We start from the raw sequence: 3060 nt of genomic DNA on the forward strand, positions 1-3060 counted from the left end.
CGGGAAGACCACGCTCGTGAATCGTTATGTCACCGGCGTCTTCGAACGTGACTACAAGACGACGATTGGTTCTCAGTTCGCAGTGAAGCTCACGCTGATCTCGCCTCCCGACTCCCAGTACGCTGTGGGGGTGAAGATTCAGGCATGGGACGTTGCAGGTCAGGCAAGGTTTGCGGCCGTGCGAAAGATGTACTATAGCGGTGCGGCCGGGGTCATACTTGTCTTTGACGTGACAAGGCGGCGTTCGTTCGCCGAGCTGTCAAAGTGGGTGCAGGAGGCCGACGAGTCGATAGGCGTCCGTGTGCCCGTGGTCTGTGTTGGCAACAAGGTTGACCTTCCGGACCGAGCAGTGAGTTCCGAAGAGGCCAAACAGTGGGCGGAGTCTCAGGGATTCATATACATGGAGTCCAGTGCCAAGACCGGAGAGGGTGTGGCGGACATGTTCACAGTCCTTGCCGAACTCATGTATCGGGAGGCAAAGAAGACCAGCGAGGCAAAGAAGCGAGGTGTGTGATCTTTGCTCAGCTCTCGTATGCGAGTCCCCTTCTGAATGCTTGAGTATTGAGCTTCGAGTCCCCTGTCATCTCTCTGACTCGTTCTTCCACATGTTCCATCGGGAACGGGAGGCCTGCGTGTGTACACACGACGCCTAGCATGAACGCATTCAACAGTGGCCCTCCCCCAGTGGTTCCAAGGGCCTCGACAGGGTCTACATGAATCACTCTACTAGTCATTGAGGAGAGCCCCTCGAGTATCGCCGACCTGCTGGGGTAGTCGGAGACCCCTGACAGGGTGTCAAGTGTCTGTACTTCAAGCATGCTGACGACTGCCGTTGTGCGCCTCGACGAGTACTCCACAGCCGCCCGGAGTGCTTCTAGTGGTTCAAGACCCAATAGCAGGTCGAGCTCGCCTGCCGGCACGAGTGGACCGACATTGTGCGCGGACAGTCTGATGTGTGTGAAGACCGTACCGCCGCGTCGAGAGGCGCCGAATGTCTCTCCCATGATGGGGTTGAGCCCTGCGCTCAATGCCGCCTCAGCAAATACCCGTCCGGCAGAGAGGCCACCCTGTCCACCAACGCCGGCCACAATGATACTGAAGGTGTCCATTATGACTCACTCACTCCAGCCGATAGCCTCGCTCGGGCAGACCTCGATGCACGAGCCACAACGCACGCAGCTCTCCTGTATTATGAATGGTCGGGAGGATGCCCTGTCCCACCCTATTGCTGTGCACTGGTACTGACCTGCGCAGACTCTGCACTTGTCTCCCCTGCACTTGTCACAATCAATTGTGATCTTCCGGTTTCCAGTTCTCTCAGACTCCATCCTTCTCTTCTCGTCCAACCTACAGACTCCATGCAACAGCAGCACTCTGAGCCCCCTTGTGTCCAGTGCCTTCTTGAGCGCCTCCTCCACTTGTCTGATACTCGTGGAGTCGACAGTGAGAAAGAGGTCAGGTTCGATGGCCATAATCAGACTGTCCAGTCTCAACTGGTGATGGTGGTTGTCCTCTGATGGCATACCTGCATGCTGTTGGAAGCCAGTCATTGCAGTCGTCTGATTATCGAGCACCATGAAGACAATGTCTGCTCCGTGATGCCGCGCGTTGATCAGGCCCGGGATGCAGGCATGAAAGAAGGTCGAGTCTCCCGCCACTGCAATGACCTTCGAGTGCAGGCCATGCCTCCACAGCTGTCCCATCCCTGATGCTGTTCCTATTCCAGAGCCCATTGCTTGCATGGTTTCCATTGCGGTGTCGTAGAACACTCCTAGCGAGTAGCATCCGATGTCCCCGGCCACAATAAACCGCTCCGGTGTCTTCCGACGAAGTCTGCGAATCGCCCAGTACACATTCCTGTGCGTACAGCCGGCGCAGAAAGTCATCCGGCGGTTGACAAGCAGTCGTCTTGCCCTCTGAGCAGCCTCCTCAATCTCTCGTGGTCTTCTTGGACTCTCGACGCCCAATGTACGGGCAACCACACTCCTCACAGTTGAGACGTCCATCTCTCCCCACCCGGGAATGTCATCTGAGGCCTTGCCATAGAAGCGGGTCTGAATGCCCAGCCGGGTGGAGAGGCTTCTGACACCCTCCTCGACGAATGGGTCGGTCTCCTCTACGAAGACCACTCTCTTGCTCTCCTCTAGCGTTCTGCGAATCAGGTCCTCCGGAAGCGGATGCGTTGTTGCCAGAGCAAGATGTGCAAAGGACTTGGTGGGAAAGGTCTCCATCGCCTCTGACGCGTAGTATGAGCAGACTCCTGAGGAGATCAGAGTCACGTCCGCACCGCTTGACTGCTTCAGTCTGTTGAACTGCGAGACCTCGAACTCTTGCATCACCCCCTTCATCTTGACTAGGAGGTCCCTATGCTTCAGATGGGGGTCAGGTACGTTGTAGAGGTGTCCGGGAAGCTCCTGCTTCACTGTCCATGCACGCTCAGGTATTGTGTCAGTAATCACCACACCGCGAGAATGACTCAGGCGAGTAGTACTCCTGACAAGCACTGGAGTCTCGATTCTTCTTGACAGGTCGAAGGCATACCTGACAACGTCCTTCGCCTGCTGGCAGTCCATGGGCTCGAGTAGAGGGAGGCTTGCTGCTCGCGCATAGAACCTCGAGTCCTGTTCGTTGCTTGAACTATGTCCTCTCGGGTCGTCACAGACTACCACCACCAATCCGCCTTGGCCGCTCCCTGAGAGATTGATGTTTAGAAGAAAGTCAGCTGCCACGTTCAGTCCAAGCGACTTCATGGAGCACAGTGCCGGCACTCCGAGCCAGCTCGCACCGGCGGCCGCCTCAAGCGCGACCTTCTCATTCACGCTCCACTCAACATACACCCCGTGCTCAGCCGGCAGGCGCATGAGCGTTGCGGCTATCTCAGTAGAGGGAGTCCCCGGATACGATGCACAGAAGCCAACCCTTGCTTCCAGTGCTCCCCGTGCAATTGCCTCGTTTCCGCTCATGAGGACTCTCTTCGGGGTTCCATTCGCCAATTCGGTATAACACTCACCGTTCATCTTCAGTTGGACAGAGTTGGACACAGGAGTCTTGTCACTCCCA

Annotated in this window: 3 protein-coding genes; 1 reads left to right on the forward strand and 2 read right to left on the reverse strand. The window is 56.7% G+C overall.

What is annotated here, in order from left to right:
• Window positions 1–514 (forward strand): GTP-binding protein (locus HXY34_06670; GenBank protein ID NWF95809.1); only part of this gene is annotated, 514 nt, incomplete at its 5' end.
• Window positions 515–521: 7 nt separating this feature from the next.
• Here the strand turns inward: HXY34_06670 and HXY34_06675 are convergent.
• Complete coding sequence (locus HXY34_06675) at window positions 522–1109, reverse strand: 2-oxoacid:acceptor oxidoreductase family protein (GenBank protein NWF95810.1); 588 nt, start codon at window positions 1107–1109, stop codon at window positions 522–524.
• Window positions 1110–1115: 6 nt separating this feature from the next.
• Window positions 1116–2963 (reverse strand): 4Fe-4S binding protein, encoded by a 1848-nt coding sequence (locus HXY34_06680; protein ID NWF95811.1) that lies wholly within the window; start codon window positions 2961–2963, stop codon window positions 1116–1118.
• Window positions 2964–3060 lie beyond the last annotated feature (97 nt).

The organism is Candidatus Thorarchaeota archaeon, assembly GCA_013388835.1.
GTDB lineage: Archaea > Asgardarchaeota > Thorarchaeia > Thorarchaeales > Thorarchaeaceae > JACAEL01.